The organism is Pseudomonas sp. G166 (assembly GCF_037027455.2).
In the GTDB taxonomy this organism is placed as follows: Bacteria; Pseudomonadota; Gammaproteobacteria; order Pseudomonadales; family Pseudomonadaceae; genus Aquipseudomonas.
In genome coordinates this window covers 4993894-5010645 of the sequence record NZ_CP146985.1, presented here as the reverse complement: position 1 = coordinate 5010645, position 16752 = coordinate 4993894, and the positions used below count along the sequence as shown (strand labels likewise).

At 60.6% G+C, this 16752-nt stretch carries 15 protein-coding genes and 1 pseudogene; 9 read left to right on the top strand and 7 right to left on the bottom strand.

From position 1 onward, the window contains the following. Positions 1–46 precede the first annotated feature (46 nt). Positions 47–361, top strand: a pseudogene (locus SGN16_RS22040) (transposase); the annotation flags it as partial. 4 nt (positions 362–365) lie between these two features. Here the strand turns inward: SGN16_RS22040 and SGN16_RS22035 are convergent. Together SGN16_RS22035 and SGN16_RS22030 are read right to left on the bottom strand one after the other, a co-directional pair. After that, a complete protein-coding gene (locus SGN16_RS22035; RefSeq protein ID WP_335945320.1) occupies positions 366–1100 on the bottom strand; it encodes a response regulator transcription factor in 735 nt (244 codons plus the stop codon). A 58-nt stretch (positions 1101–1158) separates the two neighbouring features. Then, positions 1159–1434 (bottom strand): LuxR family transcriptional regulator, encoded by a 276-nt coding sequence (locus SGN16_RS22030; RefSeq protein ID WP_335945319.1) that lies wholly within the window; start codon positions 1432–1434, stop codon positions 1159–1161. A gap of 370 nt (positions 1435–1804) precedes the next feature. On the opposite strand from SGN16_RS22030, the gene SGN16_RS22025 reads away from it, so the two are divergent. The 3 genes from SGN16_RS22025 (at position 1805) to SGN16_RS22015 (ending at position 4205) form a co-directional block, all read left to right on the top strand. Then, complete coding sequence (locus SGN16_RS22025) at positions 1805–2209, top strand: MarR family transcriptional regulator (protein ID WP_134925400.1); 405 nt, start codon at positions 1805–1807, stop codon at positions 2207–2209. A 52-nt stretch (positions 2210–2261) separates the two neighbouring features. After that, a complete protein-coding gene (locus SGN16_RS22020; RefSeq protein ID WP_135846723.1) occupies positions 2262–3470 on the top strand; it encodes an MFS transporter in 1209 nt (402 codons plus the stop codon). 183 nt (positions 3471–3653) lie between these two features. Further along, positions 3654–4205, top strand: coding sequence for a glutathione peroxidase (locus tag SGN16_RS22015; RefSeq protein ID WP_335945318.1), 552 nt, complete (start codon positions 3654–3656; stop codon positions 4203–4205). 89 nt (positions 4206–4294) lie between these two features. Here SGN16_RS22015 and SGN16_RS22010 read toward each other — a convergent pair whose 3' ends face one another. The 3 genes from SGN16_RS22010 to SGN16_RS22000 all read right to left on the bottom strand — a co-directional run bounded on the left by SGN16_RS22010 (position 4295) and on the right by SGN16_RS22000 (position 6696). Further along, on the bottom strand, positions 4295–5569 hold the full coding sequence (locus tag SGN16_RS22010; RefSeq protein ID WP_210640020.1) for an outer membrane protein transport protein: 1275 nt from the start codon (positions 5567–5569) through the stop codon (positions 4295–4297). Positions 5570–5713: 144 nt separating this feature from the next. Then, on the bottom strand, positions 5714–6196 hold the full coding sequence (locus SGN16_RS22005; RefSeq protein ID WP_335945317.1) for a hypothetical protein: 483 nt from the start codon (positions 6194–6196) through the stop codon (positions 5714–5716). A gap of 275 nt (positions 6197–6471) precedes the next feature. Continuing rightward, complete coding sequence (locus tag SGN16_RS22000; RefSeq protein WP_007898912.1) at positions 6472–6696, bottom strand: hypothetical protein; 225 nt, start codon at positions 6694–6696, stop codon at positions 6472–6474. Between the two features lie 908 nt (positions 6697–7604). Between SGN16_RS22000 and SGN16_RS21995 the strand changes: the two genes are divergently transcribed. Together SGN16_RS21995 and rmuC are read left to right on the top strand one after the other, a co-directional pair. Next, positions 7605–7928 (top strand): sel1 repeat family protein, encoded by a 324-nt coding sequence (locus tag SGN16_RS21995; RefSeq protein ID WP_210640017.1) that lies wholly within the window; start codon positions 7605–7607, stop codon positions 7926–7928. A gap of 175 nt (positions 7929–8103) precedes the next feature. Further along, complete coding sequence (rmuC, locus tag SGN16_RS21990; protein ID WP_210645377.1) at positions 8104–9492, top strand: DNA recombination protein RmuC; 1389 nt, start codon at positions 8104–8106, stop codon at positions 9490–9492. Positions 9493–9540: 48 nt separating this feature from the next. On the opposite strand, the gene SGN16_RS21985 is transcribed toward rmuC, so the two are convergent. Continuing rightward, entirely contained in the window at positions 9541–13011 is a 3471-nt protein-coding gene (locus SGN16_RS21985) for a NahK/ErcS family hybrid sensor histidine kinase/response regulator (protein WP_335945316.1), read from the bottom strand. 251 nt (positions 13012–13262) lie between these two features. Then, a complete protein-coding gene (locus SGN16_RS21980) occupies positions 13263–13802 on the bottom strand; it encodes a TetR/AcrR family transcriptional regulator (RefSeq protein WP_210640012.1) in 540 nt (179 codons plus the stop codon). 103 nt (positions 13803–13905) lie between these two features. Between SGN16_RS21980 and SGN16_RS21975 the strand changes: the two genes are divergently transcribed. The 3 genes from SGN16_RS21975 to SGN16_RS21965 all read left to right on the top strand — a co-directional run bounded on the left by SGN16_RS21975 (position 13906) and on the right by SGN16_RS21965 (position 16732). Then, the gene (locus SGN16_RS21975) at positions 13906–15099 is read left to right on the top strand and encodes an MFS transporter (RefSeq protein ID WP_210640011.1); all 1194 of its coding nucleotides are present in this window, start codon (positions 13906–13908) and stop codon (positions 15097–15099) included. Between the two features lie 69 nt (positions 15100–15168). Further along, entirely contained in the window at positions 15169–15480 is a 312-nt protein-coding gene (locus tag SGN16_RS21970; RefSeq protein WP_335945315.1) for a cupin, read from the top strand. A 103-nt stretch (positions 15481–15583) separates the two neighbouring features. Next, positions 15584–16732, top strand: a complete 1149-nt coding sequence (locus SGN16_RS21965; RefSeq protein WP_210640007.1) for a TDT family transporter — start codon at positions 15584–15586, stop codon at positions 16730–16732. The last annotated feature ends 20 nt before the right edge of the window (positions 16733–16752 follow it).

Below are 16752 nucleotides of genomic sequence, written 5' to 3'. Positions count from 1 at the left end.
GTCAGAAATTTTGTGTTCGGGAATAACATGCTGAAGAAGCGCATGTATGCCAAGCAAAAAGAAGACGGCCTTGGAGGCCAAGACCGAGCTCCCTTCGATCCTGAAGGAGCTGATTGATCAATTCGTCAAAGACCCAATGACTGCCGAGGCGATTCAGGACGCGTCGATGGCCTTCAAGAAGGCGCTTATCGAGCGAGCCCTGGGCGCGGAGCTCCCTGAGGAGTCGAACAATCAGCGCAACGGTAAAAGCGGCAAGACTGTTCTGACAGACGACGGTCCGCTTCGTCTGGAGATTCCCCGTAATCGCGATGGCAGCTTTGCGCCGGTTTCGACCCCCGCTAAACAAAATGAACCTAGGTGGCCAGTCAAACCTTTAACCCACTCACCCGAGCAAACTCTATCAACCCACCGTCATGCCCAAGTCCCAACTTGTCCATGGCGGTGCGCTTCTGTCGGCTGATGGTTTTTTCACTGCGATTGAGCTGGGCCGCTATCTGCCTGCCCGACATCCCGCGCACGAACAACCTCACCACCTCCAGTTCCCGTTCGGAAAGGCTCACCTGACTGACGTCCGAGCTGGTGGCGGTCAAGGACTGTTCTTGTAAAAGTTCGAGGAACGCTGGGCATGCATACCGTCGCCCCAGGGTGACACCGAGGATGGCCTGTTTCAGTTCCCTCAAGGGACTGCGTTTATCGAACAAGCCGTTCACGCCGGTATTGAGCAAGGCCTGCAACACGAAAGGATTGCGTAGCATGGTGATCACGATCAGGGGACAGGCACGGTAGTGGCGTTTCAAATAGCCCATCAGGGCCAGGCCGTCCGGGAACTGCCCATCCGGCATCGAATAGTCGCTGATCACCAGGTCGCAGGGGGTGCGCTCCAAGTGCTGGAGCAGTTCATCGGCGTTGCGGGCTTTGGCAACCACTGAGAACCCAGGCCCCGCGAGGACCATTTCGATACCTGTCAGCACGACGGGGTGATCGTCGGCGAGGATGATGCGTATGGGGTTATCCGAAGGGGGCCTGTGCGACACTCGCGTATCGTCACAGGTGCTGAGGCCGAAAATGTCGCGGTGTTCAGGCGTGTGGTTCAGATTCATTGCTGCCTCTACAGGATCAAAGCACATCCCGACCGCTGCAGAGATGCCCTCGGAGCGCTCAGATCAAGCCTCGTTCGCGCGCGATTTTCCCCGCGAGATGACGCGAACTGACACCGAATTTTCGGCGAATGTTGTTGAAGTGATAATTGACGTTGGCCTCGCTGCAATCGACGATGACGGCAATCTCCCACGAAGATTTGCCAGCTTCGCTCCACTGCAGGAATTCCTTCTCCCGCTTGGTGAGCCGGATCGCTTGAGCTGGGGTGTTCTCCGTGGAGTGGTAATGGCCCTGGTATGGCGCCGAACGTCCAGAAATCCCGGTGCTGTGGTACATGACTGAAACTCCCATTCATCATCATTACTTGATGGCGTGGGGGTGGCGGAATCTTCCTACTTCTTGATGGCATGGTTCGCACGACCCGTCTTCAAGCCCAGAGGTAGGGCTGAAACACGGTTTCGTTTATAGCTTGATTCAAAGCACCTGAAACCTGTCAGACATTACAGGTGGGGGACTCTAATGAGTAACGGTTGAAAAGGCTGTCAGCCAAAGCGCTTGATTTTGTGGGATTATTTCCCTCAAGTTGACGATTCCGTTTGTGCTGATCAAGCAAAAAACCAGGAGAAAGCGAGGCTTGGGGCACATGACCCAAGTGAAATCGCCATTTAAATTTGCATTCAGCCAACCCCGGGTATATACACGCACCATGCTTCCTTCCCAATGTTTGTGCATCAACCTGCGTCGTGCCGCGCGTGGCGTCAGCAGGTATTACGACGGCGCCCTCGATGGCTTCGGGATCAACGTTGCCCAGTATTCTTTGCTGAGCAACCTGGCGCGCCTGGACCAGCCGAGTATTTCCTCCCTGGCCGAGGCCATGGGCCTGGACCGCAGCACCCTGGGGCGTAACTTGCGGGTGTTGGAAGGCGAGGGATTGGTGGCGTTGGCCGAAGGTGAAGACTTGCGCAACCGCATCGTCGAACTCACCGAGGCCGGGCGTGCCCGGTTGGCGGCGGCGTTGCCGGCCTGGGAAGCGGCGCAACAACGATTGATCGATAAGCTGGGCGCCGAGAAGCGCACAGCGCTGTTGGCCTTGCTGGATGAACTGGCGTGACGCCGGTTCGTTCGATAATAAGCGGGTATATACCCGCGAGCGGAGAATAAGAATGACATCGATGTGGCGTACCTGTGGTTGGGTCCTGGTGGGTAGCGCGCTGATTCTGGCGTTATCCCTGGGGGTGCGGCATGGCTTCGGGCTGTTCCTGGCACCCATGAGCGCCGAGTTCGGCTGGGGGCGCGAGGTGTTTGCCTTCGCCATTGCCTTGCAGAACCTGATCTGGGGCTTGGCGCAGCCCTTCACCGGCGCGCTGGCCGACCGCTTCGGTGCGGCGAAAGTGGTGCTGATCGGTGGCGTTCTCTATGCCGTCGGCCTGCTGTTCATGGGCATGGCCGACTCGCCTTGGTCGCTGTCGTTGAGCGCGGGTCTGTTGATTGGTATCGGCCTGTCCGGCACCTCGTTCTCGGTGATCCTCGGCGTGGTCGGACGCGCCGTGCCGCCGGAAAAACGCAGCATGGGCATGGGCATCGCCAGTGCCGCCGGCTCCTTCGGCCAGTTCGCCATGTTGCCCGGTACGCTGGGGCTGATTGGCTGGCTCGGTTGGTCTGCCGCCCTGTTGGCGTTGGGGTTGTTGGTGGCGTTGATCGTGCCGTTGGTGAGCATGCTCAAGGACGTGCCGGCGCCGCTCATGGGGCATGAGCAAACGTTGTCCGAGGCGTTGCGCGAGGCGTGCAGCCATTCCGGGTTCTGGCTGTTGGCGATTGGTTTTTTTGTTTGCGGTTTCCAGGTGGTGTTCATCGGCGTGCATTTGCCGGCCTACCTGGTGGACCAACACCTGCCGGCCAGCGTCGGCACGACCGTGCTCGCCCTGGTGGGGTTGTTCAACATCTTCGGCACCTACACCGCTGGCTGGCTGGGCGGGCGCATGTCCAAGCCGCGGCTGCTGACTGGGTTGTACCTGGTGCGGGCGGTGGTGATCGGCTTGTTCCTGTGGCTGCCGGTGACGACCACCACGGCCTATGCGTTCGGGATGGCGATGGGCTTCTTGTGGTTGTCGACGGTGCCGTTGACCAACGGCACGGTAGCGACCTTGTTCGGTGTACGAAATCTCTCGATGTTGGGTGGGATCGTGTTCCTGTTCCACCAATTGGGCTCGTTCCTCGGTGGTTGGCTGGGCGGGGTGGTGTACGACCGAACCGGTAGTTATGACTTGATCTGGCAGGTGTCGATCCTGCTCAGCCTGTTGGCGGCAGCGTTGAATTGGCCGGTGCGTGAACGCCCGGTGGCGCGCCTGCAAGTCCAGGCCGGTGCGGCATGAGTCGCGTCGGCCCATGGTTGATTGCCGTTGGCGCCGGCCTGTTGCTGGCGTTCGCCTGGTGGGGCTGGCATCAGGGTGGGTTGGCCTTGATGCAATTGGGCATGGGCAACTGTTGAGCGGTGGACGGGGTCAGGCGCTGCGGGGTAACGTCGTGGTCTGAGGTGCTTTCAAGGAGATTTCGACATGCTGATGCGCTGGCTTGCTATTCCCGCTCTGTTGCTTACTGTGACCGGGCACGTATGGGCGGCCGATTGCCCGCCATTGCTGGAGGGCTCGTTGCCCAAGCTGCGGGCCAAGGAGACCGTCGACCTGTGTCAGCGCTTCGCCGGCAAGCCGTTGGTGGTGGTCAACACCGCCAGCTTCTGTGGCTTCGCCCCACAATTCAAAGGCCTCGAAGCGCTCAACCAGCGCTACAAGGACCAAGGCTTGCAAGTGCTGGGCGTGCCGTCCAACGATTTCAAGCAGGAATCCAAGGACGGTGCGGAAACAGCCAAGGTCTGCTACGTCAATTACGGCGTGACCTTCACCATGACCGAACCGCAACCGGTGCGCGGTGCTGATGCCATACCGTTGTTCAAGCACCTGGCCGAACAATCCGGCGCGCCGAAATGGAATTTCTACAAGTACGTCGTGGACCGCCAGGGCAAGGTGATCGCCAGTTTTTCCAGTCGGATCAAGCCTGACGATCCTGAATTCATCAAGGCCGTGGAGGTGGCGATCGCGTCCAAGCCCTGACCGCCAGCCACGAAAAAGCCCCGGCTCTTTGCAGAGTGCGGGGCTTTTTTCGTTTCAGCGGGCGAGGGGCTCAGGCCCGCCGTGAGTCATCAGAAGCGGTAGGTCGCACCGACACCGAAACCGTTGGCGCTGTTTTCGTATTCGGCGCTGTAGGTCTGGCCCAGAGCGTTGCTGCGGTTGACGCTGACTTTCTCTTCCTTGAGGTAGGAATAAGCCACGTCGATGGTCAGGTCTTCGGTCGGGCTCCAGCCGGCACCCAGGCTGAAGATGGTCCGGTCGCCGGTTGGGATGCGAGGCGAGCGGTCGGTGTTGTTGGTCGGCGACTGGTCGAAGGACAGGCCGGTACGCAGTACCCATTGCTTGTTCAACTGGTAGGAGGTACCGATGGCGTAGGCCCAGGTGTCGTGCCAGTTCTGTTCTTCGGTGATGGTGCCGAAAAGGGTCGGGTTCAGGGCGCCGCCGCCTGTTACGTCGTTGTTCACGGTGATGTCTTTCAGGCGGCTCCAGCGGGTCCAGGTGCTGCCGGCGTAGACGGTCCAGGCATCATTGATTTGCTGGGTGACCGAAAAGTCCACCGACTCAGGCGTCGTGATGTCCAGAGAAGCGTCGTATCGTCCGTCGCTCAGCAAGAACCCGGGCGTACCTGCACCTGCGTCCACTTCGGTGTGGCCTTCAAGCTTGTACTTGACCTTGGAGTGATAGGTCAGACCAACTCGAGTGGTGTCGGTCGCCTGGACCAAAAGACCGATGTTATAGCCGTAGCCAATGTCGTCGCCCTTGATCTGCACATTGCCGTCGTTAGGCGAAAACGGAGTGGTCAGCGCCGACTCCAGCGACCCGGAAATCCGGTTGATAGTCGGCCCGAAACCAATCGACACCTTGTCATTGAAGGCGTAGCTGACGGTTGGCTGGAAGGTCACGACTTTCACTACGCTCTTGCTGCCGAAGTTACGGCCCTGGAAGCTGTTTTCGTAGTCGGTGATCAGGCCGAACGGTGCGTAAACACCCAGGCCGAAAGCCCATTGATCATCGATAGGCTTGACGTAATAGCCCATCGGCACACCGGTGAGCGGGACCATGTCGCCCTTGTTGGTACCGGACTGGGAGCCGCTGGCATCGTTGATGTCGGTGGAGGCGTCAATGGCGGCGAAGCCACCGGTCACTTGCTGGCGCTTGAGGCGCGACATACCGGCAGGGTTGCCAAATACAGTGCTTGCGTCGTCGGCAGCGGAAGAGCGACCCGCGAAACCAGTGCCCATGCCACTGATGCTTTGTTCGTTCAAGGCAAAGCCACTGGCGAAAAGTTGGCTGGATGCCAAGGTCACGGCAAGTCCAAGGGTGGTTTTGAGCATGATTTTTTTCATTGTTAGAACTCCTGATGATCACCGAGGCGAAAACTACCAACATTTTCGTTCAAGCGCTATAGCCTGATTTGCTCGATTTAGAGCGGTTTTGTAGGACAATCCGACCAAATTCGCAGCCGTTGTAGGAAGTTTCCAAATTTCCTGTCAGCAAGCGACCTGATTCAACGGTGAAACACAGTTTTGCCAGGCGCAGGTAAAATCGCGCAAGCGCCCTTGAGGGTGAAACGTCTGACGCCAGATCCGGGCCATGCCCAGCAGATCGTCGGCTTCGGGAAGCGGGGTGTTTTGTTCTTCCACCAGCAGCCAGGCAATGGCCGTGGCGTAGCGCAGGTTGACGGTCAACTCCAGGTGCGGCCCGCTGAGAAAGGCGTGCTGGCTGGCCAGGCCGCGCACCAGGCTGGCCCGTTCCGGATCCAGCGCCAGGTAGTGGTCCCAAAGCGCCTGGTGGCGGGGCTCGGGAATTCGATAAAGGCCATGGCCGCGACGGTCATGCAGGGCCGAACCCAAAGCCGACTGGCTGGCGGCAATGCCCAGCAGCAAGGATTCCGCCGTTGTGCTGTGACACTCCAGGTAAAGGAGCGTCGGGCGGATCACATATCGACACAGTTCGCTGGCAGCGATACCCATAAAACCCTCGAAGCGTGAGAGGGGCGGGCCTGAAAGGTGTGGGCTTGGCAGCTGTGGATCGGTTCAGGCCCCGCCGTAAGCGGTTCATGCCGCTTGACTTGAAGTGTAGTGTCATATTCCCGCTGTAAAGGACTGTTTTTAAAACATCTTCAGCGAACGGTTATAACTGTTATATCCCCCGGTGCTTAAGCCGTTACGCTTGATTGATAAATCCCAGGCAATAAAAAGCCCCGCTTTTTCGGCGGGGCCTTTGGGGTTGCAGCCTTCGCGGCGTGTCAGGCAACCAGTGCCTGACGGGTACGCTCGATCACGGCCTGCAGCGGTTCGGCGCTGGAGTACTGATCGGGGTACAGGCGTTCGCTGTGACGTGCGATGCCGTGTTCGTTGACCAGGGTGAAGCTGAAGCAGCCTTTGCGAGCGGCCATGATCAGGCAGTTCATCGGAGCAAAAGCGTTGGTCAGGGTGCGGATAGCATCTTGGGTATGGATTTGAGTAGACATGTTATGGGTGTTCCTACAAATGACACGGTTAAGAACCGTGCAACGTTAAAACGTTCCAGTAACGTCGACCACCATTGGTCGAACGAAGAACCCGACTGGAACAAAGCAGCCAGTTTGAGCGCTATATAAAGTGCGCGCTTGGGCTGGCAGGTAGGTACTTAGGAGGGCAGGCAACACATCAAGGGCAAAGGTTCTGGGCCCGGGGTGAAGATCCTGATCAATCTGCAGGTTGGTTCGGTCAGAGTAGTGAGCTTGGCAACACCCTTTGCATTGGGTCAAAGGCTGTGTTGGTGCAAGGGTTACCTGGAAACCATCGAGGGGGTCGGTCTCTTTTTATCGGTGAGGGCTTCTCTTGAGGGAAGGCTGACCGCGGAGATGTGTTCGACCCGGAATTGACTTTCAGCTTGGTACTAACGCCGCGGATAGTAACGGATCGAACCCGGGAAGGGAAGGGCGCTGGTTAAAAAATATTCAAATAGGGCACAGCCCTGATGCCGGCCAGCCAAGAGAACAGCCGCGCACGGGGTTATCCCCAGGTTTTTACCCCCGTATGCGCCAAAAAATCCCAGCGTTATAACCAGTTCGGGTGTTACTTGTGCACACTCGCCAGGCTGCTTGTCACCGTACTGTCATGTGCAAACAATCTGGGGTGGGTGCCTGTATCCAAAATTTAAGTCAATGAAAAACATCGCTTTTTTTTACTGGTGAAAAAATCGTCAGTTTAAGCGCAGGCCCCGTTCCATAGGGCTTGCGGCGAGTTCAGGGTCGGTTGTCCACTGAGTTATCCACAGCTTCTGTGGATTGTCCCAAGCGCTTGCTCTAGGACGGGCGTGCTGGTTTTTTTCGACTTTACCCGTGCGAAAAAAGGAGTAGAGTGGCGCGCCTTCTGATCTGTCCCGCAGTGCTTTATGAAGTTTCGCTCAGTATCAAATCCTGTTACTTCCACACCTTCTGGTGTTACCCAACCCAAGCGCATTTCGATGCGGGTGGCCGAGTGGCTGCTCGACAGCCCGCGCCTGAGCGAAAGCCCCAGCGTCAAACATCTGGCCGGCCGCCTGCTCAAGCAACCGGCCCGTGAAGGCGTGGTGGCTGCACAAAGTCGCCTCGGGCAGTTGATGTGCCGTGAGTGCGGGAACGCCCGGGACCGGCGCATTGGCCACGACCTGCTGCGCCAAGCCGCCCGGGCCGGGGATCAGCGCGCCCGCCAGGCACTGGGTGAAATCGAAGACTGAGCTGGGCAACCCCCGGCCGCTTGGTTAACCTTCGGGCTTTATTTGATCGGCAGGAATTGTCATGGCTATGGATTTGACCAGCCTGTTGTTTGGCCTGGCGGGCGCTGCGGTGCCGTTGCTCGCGCTGGCCTGGCACCTGCAACGCCAGGCCAGCGCCGCGCAGACCGAGCAGGCGCTGCTGGAAGAGCGCCTGGCCACCGCCCACATGGCCCACGACGGCCTCAACGCCCAGCTCGATGCCTGCCGTGACGAAATCAGCGACCTGAGCCAGGCCAACGCCGCCAAGCAAGCCGAGCTCGCCGCCGCCTGTCGCGAAGTCGAGTTGTTGCAGATCGAGCGCGACAATGCCCGGGATGCGGCCCACGCCTGGAACCTGGAACGTGCCGGCAAGGAAGCGGAGCTACGCCGGCTCGATGCCCAGGCCGCTTCGTTGCACGCCGAGCTGCGCGAGCAGCAGGAAAGCCATCAGCAACGCCTGGATGATCTGCAAGGTTCGCGCGATGAGCTGCGGGCACAGTTCGCCGAGCTTGCCGGAAAAATCTTCGACGAGCGTGAGCAACGTTTCGCCGAGACCAGCCAGCAGCGCCTGGGCCAGTTGCTCGATCCACTGAAAGAGCGCATCCAATCTTTCGAAAAACGTGTCGAAGAAAGTTATCAGGCTGAGGCGCGGGAGCGTTTCTCCCTGGGCAAGGAGCTGGAGCGGCTGCAACAACTGAACCTGCGCCTGAGCGATGAAGCCACCAACCTTACCCGCGCCCTCAAAGGCCAGAAAACCCAGGGTAACTGGGGCGAGTTGATTCTGGAGCGGGTGCTTGAACACGCCGGCCTGGAGAAGGGCCGTGAATACCAGACCCAGGTCAGCCTCAAGGGCCCGGACGGCGAGCGTTTCCAGCCTGATGTGTTGATTTACCTGCCCGGCGACAAGCAAGTGGTGGTCGATTCCAAGGTCAGCCTCACGGCTTATCAGCAGTATGTGGCCGCTGAAGACGACGCCATTGGCCAGCACGCCCTCAAGCAACATGTGGCGTCGTTGCGAGCCCACGTCAAAGGCTTGGCCGGCAAGGACTACAAACGCCTGGATGGCCTGCACAGCCTGGATTTCGTGTTGTTGTTCGTACCCATCGAGGCGGCGTTTTCCGCGGCCCTGCAAGCCGAACCGAACCTTTTCCAGGAAGCCTTTGATCGCAACATCGTGATCGTTAGCCCGACCACGTTGCTGGCGACCTTGCGGGTGATCGACAGCTTGTGGAAACAGGAACGCCAGAGCCAGAACGCCCGGGAAATCGCCGAGCGGGCGGGGTGGCTGTATGACAAATTCGTCCTGTTCATCCAGGACCTGGACGAGATCGGCAGTCGCTTGCAGCAGCTGGACAAAGCCTACAGCGCGGCGCGCAACAAGCTGACAGAAGGACGCGGCAACCTGATCAGCCGCAGCGAACAGCTCAAGTTGCTTGGCGCCCGGGCCAGCAAGAGTTTGCCCGCCGAATTGCTTGAGCGTGCGATGGAAGACGCGGATGGGTTGCCTGGCTTGCCTGAAGAAACCAGCGCGAAAACCCAGGGCTGAAACACAAGGCTCCCTCGCCACAGGTGGCACACAATCACAGCTTGTTTGTTACAACGGCAAATGCCGACTCAACAACGCCCGCAACGCCGCCGGCTTCACCGGCTTGGCCAGGTAATCCAGGCCCGCCGCATGCACCTGGGCGATCATTTCGGGCCGGCCATCGGCGCTGATCACCACGCCCGGAATCGGTTCGCCCATGCGCGTGCGCAGCCAGGCCATCAACTCGGTACCGGTCTCGCCGTCGTCCAGATGAAAATCCACCAAGGCCAATTGAGGTCGACCGCCCTGGGCGAGCCAATGTTCGCATTCTTCACGGTTGCGCGCCGTCCACACCTGGCAACCCCAACGTGTCAGCAGGCTGTTCATGCCGATCAGAATGCTGTCTTCGTTGTCGACACACAGCACCTGGGCGCCGCTGGGTAAGTGACCGTTGAGTTCGGCCACCGGGCTGGGTGCGACTGCCTGCGTGCTGGCCAGCGGTACGCTGACGCTGAACACACTGCCGCGCCCCGGCCAGGAACGCACGCGCAAGGTATGGCCGAGCACGCGGCACAGCCCGTCGGCGATCGCCAGGCCCAGGCCCAGGCCTTTTTCGGCGCGGGTCTGGTGGCTGTCCAGGCGTTTGAATTCCTCGAAGATGACCTGCAGCTTATCTTCAGCGATGCCCGGCCCGCGATCCCAGACCTCCAGGCACAACTCGTCCTTGCGTCGGCGGACACCCAACAGTACTGGGCCCTTGGCATAGCGGAAGGCGTTGGTGAGGAAGTTCTGCAACACCCTCCGCAACAACTTGATGTCGCTGTCGACTCGCAACCGCGAGCCCCGCACGCGGAATTTCAGGCCTTGTTCCTGGGCCAGCGCGGTGAACTCGGCGCCCAAGGTATCGAACAGTTCGTTGAGGACGAATGGCTTGCGGTCCGGGTTGATCTTGCCGTTCTCCAGACGGGAGATATCCAGTAGATCGGTGATCAGGTCTTCAGCCGAACGCAACGAGCTGTCCAGGTGCTGCACCAGTTGCCGGGCTTCGCTCGGCAAACCCTCATGCTGGTGGGACAGTGCGGCGGAGAACAGGCGCGCGGCGTTGAGCGGTTGCATCAAGTCATGGCTGACCGCCGCCAGGAAGCGGGTCTTGGATTGATAGGCCGCCTCGGCGGTGCTTTTGGCTTCGGTCAGCGCCAGGTTCAGCTGTGACAATTCGCGGGTACGCTCGGCGACCCGTTGCTCCAGGCCTTCGTTGGCGTCGGTCAAGGCCTTTTCGGCTTCGCGGAACGCAGTGATGTCGGTGAAACTCATGACGAAACCGCCGCCAGGCATCGGGTTGCCGATCAGCTCGATCACCCGGCCGTTGGGGAACAGTCGTTCCGAGGTGTGGGCGCGGCCCTGACGCATCCAGTGCAGGCGCCGGGCAACGTGGACTTCCGCTTCGCCAGGGCCGCAGAGGCCGCGTTCGGCGTTGTAGCGAATGATGTCGGCAATCGGTCGACCGACACTGATCAGACCGTCCGGGTACTTGAACAGCTCCAGGTAGCGACGGTTCCACGCCACCAGCCGCAGGGACTGGTCAACCACGCTGATGCCTTGGGTGATGTTCTCGATGGCTCCTTGCAGCAAGGCGCGGTTGAACTGCAGTACTTCCGACGCTTCGTCGGCGATCCGCACCACGTCTTCGAGTTGCATCTCTCGACCTTCAATTGCGGCCTTTACCACCGCCCGCGTCGAAGAGGCCCCCAGCACACCAGCCAGCAGGCGTTCGGTGTGGGCGATCCATTCGCTGTCGGCATTCTGGCTCGGGTTGAAGCCTTTGCCCTGGCGGTAGGCAAAGCGGATGAAACTCTGGCGCGCGCGTTCTTCACCGACGAAGCGTGCGGCCAGTTGCAACAGGTCGTCGATATGGACCGCCAGCATCGAGCGGGCGCTGGGTCGGGCGCTGATTTCCTGGCCGATGAAGCGACCGGCCTGCCAGTGTTCCGACACGCGCGTGCGCGACAGCACGGACACCCAGGCGAACAACGTGAAGTTGCCGGCCAGGGACAGCACCACCCCCTGGGTCAGCGGGGTGATCGGCAGGTTCAATGGGTTGCCGTGCAGCCACGCCAAGCCCGGAAAGCTGCTCAACGACCAGCCCAGGCTATGGGCGGTGATCGGCAACACCAGGGTGTAGAACCACAGGAAAATCCCCGTGGCGAGGCCCGCGAATACGCCGCGACGGTTGGCCTGTTTCCAGTACAGCGCGCCCAGCATGGCGGGGGCCAATTGGGTCACGGCGGCGAAAGCGATCTGGCCGATAGTCGCCAGGCTTGCCGTCGACCCCAGCAGCCGATAGCTGACATAGGCCAGCAGCAGGATCACCACGATGCTCACCCGCCGCACCGACAACATCCACTGGCGGAACACCTCGAAGGGCCGCTCGGCGTTGTTGCGGCGCAATAGCCAGGGCAGCAGCATGTCGTTGGAGACCATGGTGGACAGCGCCACGCTTGCCACGATCACCATGCCGGTGGCTGCCGAGGCGCCACCAATGAACGCCAGCATCGCCAGGGCCGGATGGGCCTGGGCCAGCGGCAGGCTGATGACGAACGAGTCCGGCAGCACGGAGCTGGGCAGCATCATTTGCCCGGCGAGGGCGATGGGCACCACGAACAGCGCGGCCAGGGCCAGGTAGGCGGGGAACACCCACTTGGCCAGGCGCAGGTCTTGGGGTTCGATGTTTTCCACCACGGTTACGTGGAACTGCCGCGGCAGACAGATGATCGCCATCATCGCCACCCCGGTCTGCACCACCATGGACGGCCAATTGATGGTTTCCTTCCAGTATTGCTCCAGGCGCGGTGCGAGCATCGCCTGGTTGAACAGATCGTCGAAGCCATCGTAAAGGCCGAAGGTCACGAACGCGCCAACGGCGAGGAAGGCGAACAGCTTGACCAGGGATTCGAAGGCAATCGCCAGCACCATGCCGCGGTGGTGCTCGGTGGCGTCGAGGTTGCGGGTACCGAACACGATGGTAAACAGCGCCAGGATCAGCGAGACAATCAACGCCGTGTCCTGGGCGCGGGTGCCCATGGCGTCGGCCCCGGCCCCGATCAGCAGGTTCACCCCGAGCACGATGCCCTTGAGTTGCAAGGCGATGTACGGCAGCACGCCCACCAGGCAGATCAGCGCGACCACCACTGCCAGGGATTGGGATTTGCCATAGCGGGCGGCGATGAAGTCGGCAATAGAGGTGATGTTCTCCTGCTTGCTGATCATCACCATTTTCTGCAGGACCCACGGCGCCAGCACCAATAGCAGGATCGGCCCGAGGTAGATCGGCAGGAAGGACCAGAGCTGTTCGGCGGCCTGCCCCACGGCGCCAAAGAACGTCCAACTGGTGCAGTACACCGCCAGCGACAGGCTGTAGACCCAGGCGCGCATGCGTGGCGGCAGCGGCGTGCTGCGCCGGTCGCCGTAGAAGGCGATGGCGAACATGATGGCCATATAGGCCAGGGCGACAATGGCGATCAGCCCGCTGGACAACGACATGGAAACTCCCGGACAAAGACACCGGGACATAAGCCCGGCAGGACAGTCTCGCATGCCCGCTCGGGTTCGTCAGTGTCGACCAAGGTCGAGGCGTGGCGGGGTGTCGCGGGTTGCGATCAGCATTGGGTTATGGGGTGCCCTGGCGGACCTCATCGCGAGCAAGCTCGCTCCCACAAGGGATCTGCTGTGAACCATGGATTTGTATTCACCGCAGGTCCCTTGTGGGAGCGAGCCTGCTCGCGATGGCGGCCTTACTGACCCAACGCGATATCCACCAACCGATACAACTCTTCAACCGCCAGCGGCGCGGTGGCGAAGAGGATGCGAAACACCGTTGGCGCCACCACCACATTGATCAGCCGCTCGACGCCAGGGTTCGGCTCATCGGGGTAGCGATCGAGGATAATCTGCAACTGGGCGCTGAGGATGCCCACGCAATGCCCCGGCGTGGCGCAGGCCTGGATGTCGCGCATCATGTTGCGACCGGGCTCGGAGCTCATTTCGTCCAGGTACTGCTCGGCCCAGGCGCGCAGGTCGCCGCGCAGGCTGCCGGTGTTGGCCGGTTCGCTGTCGGGGCGCATGCGGGCGATGGCGACGTCGGCCAGCAGCGCCGGCAAATCGCCCCAGCGCCGGTAGATGGTGGACGGCGTGACGCCTGCGCGCGCGGCGATTTGCGGCACGGTCAGGGTGGCGCGGTCCTGCTCTTGCAGCAGGGCGCGGACCGCCGAATGAATCGACTCTTGGACCCGGGCGCTTCTGCCGCCGGGGCGTAAACCTTCTTTAATAGCCATGCATCGGACCTTAACACAAAGAATTTGCTTTAAGCACGCGCCGGTAGCACACTCCGCAAAAGCAAAAAATTAGCTTTTGTATCCGCCTTCGTGGAGCGTGCCCATGTCTCGTCCAGCTTCGACCGGTGCCAGCCTGATATTCCTGGCGATCACCTTGCTCGGTTTTCTCGCCGCGTCCAGCGCGCCGACGCCGTTGTATCACCTCTATCAGGAACACTTGCAATTTTCCCCGGCGATCCTGACGCTGATTTTCGGTGTGTATGCGTTCAGTCTGTTGGCGGCTCTGCTGATTGTGGGCTCGCTGTCGGATTACCTGGGGCGCAAGCCAGTGATCTTCGCGGCGCTGTTGCTCAATATGCTGGCGATGTTGTTATTCATCAACGCCAACAGTGTCGCCTGGCTGATCGGCGCCCGATTGATCCAAGGGTTCGCCACGGGCATGGCCACCAGTGTGCTTGGCGCCGCTTTGCTGGACTTCGACCGCCGACAAGGCCCACTGATTACCAGCGTCGCGCCCTTGTTGGGCATGGCGTGCGGGGCGTTGGGTTGCGGCCTGTTGGCTGAGTTCGCGCCGCTGCCCTTGCAACTGACGTATTGGATTCTGCTCGGGTTGTTCCTGGCCCAAGCCATTTACCTTTGGCGTCTGGCGGAGAGCGTCAGCCCGCAACCCGGTGCCTGGCAGTCGCTGCGTCCGACCTTGCATGTGCCGGTCCAGGCGCGGCGGGCCTTGTGGCTGGTACTGCCGCTGAACCTGGCGGCCTGGGCGGTGGGCGGTTTTTATTTGTCCTTGGCGCCTTCCCTGGTGCGAGCCGCGACCGGGTCGACATCCAATCTGATCGGCGGCGCGCTGGTGGCGGTGTTGACGCTCACCGGCGCGTTGTCCATCTACACGCTGCGCAACCAGGAAGCCGACAAAATGCTGCGCCTGTCCGCGAGCCTGTTGGTGATCGGCCTGGCGCTGGTACTGATCGCGGTACACGGCGGCAGCTTGCCGTTGTTCTTCATTGGCACGCTGGTGACCGGCAGTGGTTTCGGCGCCGGGTTCCTGGGGGCGTTGCGCAGCATCATGCCGCTGGCCTTGCCCCACGAGCGGGCCGGCTTGATGTCGGCGTTTTATGTCCTCAGCTACCTGGCGTTCAGCCTGCCATCGTTGCTGGCCGGGAATCTGACGCGGGTGTTCGGGTTGATTCCGACCACCGATGGCTATGGCGCGGTGCTGATCGTGTTGTCGGTCGCTGCATTGCTGGGGTTATCGCGTCAGTCGGTAAAACCGGCAGGCGAGGGTGTTCGGCCCTGAAACCCTGAGTGCAGCCGCCGCTCGTAGTGGGTTAGTCTTGGCGTCCCAGCATTTTTCCGGGCGATCCCTTTGAAAATTATCCGCAGCAAATCCTTCACCGGCCAGCGGGCCTGGGCAGCGCTGGATATCGCCAACATGAACGGCATCACTACGCGCCTGCACTGGACCGATCAGCCGTACAAATGGCACATCAATGACGGTCAGGAAGTCTTCGTGGTGCTCGATGGGCAAGTGCGGATGTGCTATCGGGAGGACGGTGTGGAAAAAGATGCCTTGCTGGACGTCGGGGATATTTTCTACGCATCAGTGGGCACCGAGCACGTCGCCAAGCCGCTGGGAGAGGCGCGAATCCTGGTGATCGAGACCGAGGGTAGTATCTGATTGTTATCTGTAAAACCGATAACACATACAGAAATTACCCGTTATATAGATATTCGATTCGGACCTAGCATGGCTCCACCTCATCCGAGGACAGGAGTTCGCCATGACATGCTGCACTGCCAAGACCCGCTTTCGACCATTGAGCCATTTGCCCAGGCCGCTGGAAGCCATTCGCCAATTCACACCCAACTGGTTCGCCGTGGTCATGGGGACCGGTGTGCTGGCGCTGGCCTTGGCGCAGTGGCCCGCAAATGTATCGGGCCTGCGCCTGCTGGGTGAAGGTTTGTGGTTGTTCAACATCCTGTTGTTCGTGGTGTTCACCGGTTTGTATGCGGCGCGTTGGGTGTTGTTCTTCGACGAGGCGCGACGGATTTTCGGCCACTCAACGGTTTCGATGTTTTTCGGCACCATTCCCATGGGCTTGGCGACGATCATCAATGGCTTTCTGGTATTCGGGCTGCCGCGCTGGGGCGACGGTGTGCTGCCGTTGGCCGAAGCGTTGTGGTGGATCGACGTGGCCATGTCCCTGGCCTGCGGCGTGCTGATTCCGTTCCTGATGTTCACCCGCCAGGAACACCGCATCGACCAAATGACCGCCGTGTGGCTGTTGCCGGTGGTGGCCGCCGAAGTCGCGGCGGCCAGTGGCGGGCTGCTGGCGCCGCATCTGGTCGACGCTCATTCGCAACTGGTCATGCTGGTGACCAGCTACGTGCTCTGGGCTTTTTCCCTACCGGTGGCGTTCAGCATCCTGACGATCCTGCTGTTGCGCATGGCCCTGCACAAACTGCCCCACGAAAACATGGCCGCCTCGAGCTGGCTGGCCCTCGGCCCGATCGGCACCGGCGCCCTGGGCATGTTGCTGCTGGGCAGCGATGCACCGTTGATTTTCGCCGCCAATGGCCTGACCGGCGTGGGTGAAATCGCCGCAGGGTTGGGGCTGGTGGCCGGCATCACGTTATGGGGGCTGGGGTTCTGGTGGATGTTGATGGCGCTGCTCATCACTGTGCGGTATCTGCGCACTGGCATTCCGTTCAACCTTGGCTGGTGGGGCTTTACCTTCCCCTTGGGCGTGTATGCGCTGACCACGCTGAAGCTGGCGGACCTGCTGAGCCTGGAGTTTTTCCGCGTGTTCGGTTGCGTGCTGGTGGCGATGCTGGTGGTGATGTGGCTGATCGTCGGGCGGCGTACGCTCGCGGGGGCCTGGCACGGTGAGTTGTTTGTGTCGCCGTGCATTGCGGGGCTGGCGAAATAATCGCTAAAGACAGGTAATGT

Bases quoted from the DNA above. Each gene is read 5' to 3' on its own strand.
- SGN16_RS22020 (WP_135846723.1), top strand. From the start codon at position 2,262: ATGACATCGATGTGGCGTACCTGTGGTTGGGTCCTGGTGGGTAGCGCG.
- SGN16_RS22010 (WP_210640020.1), bottom strand. From the start codon at position 5,569: ATGAAAAAAATCATGCTCAAAACCACCCTTGGACTTGCCGTGACCTTG.
- SGN16_RS21995 (WP_210640017.1), top strand. From the start codon at position 7,605: ATGAAGTTTCGCTCAGTATCAAATCCTGTTACTTCCACACCTTCTGGT.
- SGN16_RS22025 (WP_134925400.1), top strand. From the start codon at position 1,805: ATGCTTCCTTCCCAATGTTTGTGCATCAACCTGCGTCGTGCCGCGCGT.
- SGN16_RS21980 (WP_210640012.1), bottom strand. From the start codon at position 13,802: ATGGCTATTAAAGAAGGTTTACGCCCCGGCGGCAGAAGCGCCCGGGTC.
- SGN16_RS22030 (WP_335945319.1), bottom strand. From the start codon at position 1,434: ATGTACCACAGCACCGGGATTTCTGGACGTTCGGCGCCATACCAGGGC.
- SGN16_RS22035 (WP_335945320.1), bottom strand. From the start codon at position 1,100: ATGAATCTGAACCACACGCCTGAACACCGCGACATTTTCGGCCTCAGC.
- SGN16_RS21985 (WP_335945316.1), bottom strand. From the start codon at position 13,011: ATGTCGTTGTCCAGCGGGCTGATCGCCATTGTCGCCCTGGCCTATATG.
- SGN16_RS22015 (WP_335945318.1), top strand. From the start codon at position 3,654: ATGCTGATGCGCTGGCTTGCTATTCCCGCTCTGTTGCTTACTGTGACC.
- SGN16_RS21975 (WP_210640011.1), top strand. From the start codon at position 13,906: ATGTCTCGTCCAGCTTCGACCGGTGCCAGCCTGATATTCCTGGCGATC.
- SGN16_RS21965 (WP_210640007.1), top strand. From the start codon at position 15,584: ATGACATGCTGCACTGCCAAGACCCGCTTTCGACCATTGAGCCATTTG.
- SGN16_RS22005 (WP_335945317.1), bottom strand. From the start codon at position 6,196: ATGGGTATCGCTGCCAGCGAACTGTGTCGATATGTGATCCGCCCGACG.
- SGN16_RS22000 (WP_007898912.1), bottom strand. From the start codon at position 6,696: ATGTCTACTCAAATCCATACCCAAGATGCTATCCGCACCCTGACCAAC.